General features: G+C 52.9%; 1 protein-coding gene. It reads right to left on the bottom strand.

Annotated elements, in window-relative coordinates:
- Positions 1-358, bottom strand: a 358-nt coding sequence (locus tag ACNFOC_RS55630) for an endonuclease (RefSeq protein ID WP_416966478.1), incomplete at its 3' end; no start/stop codon positions are given.
- Positions 359-408 lie beyond the last annotated feature (50 nt).

Raw genomic sequence — 408 nt, 5'->3', positions numbered from 1 at the left:
GCATATCGCTTTCCATCTTGCGATAGACCGGATCTTTAGCGCAGTTTTTACGTCCACCGTCCTGCCAGCACTGGCGCTGGTGACCGAATTGCCAGGCGGGAACGACGTGTTCCCACTCTACGCGGCTGGCGCGGTTTTCATTTTTGCGCACCTGATAGCCGCACGATTGCAGATCAACAACGCCTTTTTTGCCCTGCCAGTTAATTTTACATCCGCAATAAAACGTACCGGGCGCGTCAGCGTGGACTTTTACCGCCGCGGCTTTCGCCTGAGAAAAACTATTGATACCTTCGGCCAACGCCGGGCCGGAAAATGCTGCGCTCAGTACCACCGCAGCAATAGACAAATAACGGTACATCACTTACTCCGTGTTAAAACGAGCCAGCAACGTAGCGAAAGTTGTTTTGG

Origin of the sequence: Streptomyces colwelliae, from assembly GCF_048158785.1 — a bacterium.
In the GTDB taxonomy this organism is placed as follows: domain Bacteria; phylum Actinomycetota; class Actinomycetes; order Streptomycetales; family Streptomycetaceae; genus Streptomyces.
Note: the sequence above shows the minus strand (reverse complement) of the source record. Positions and strands in the feature narration are given on the sequence as shown.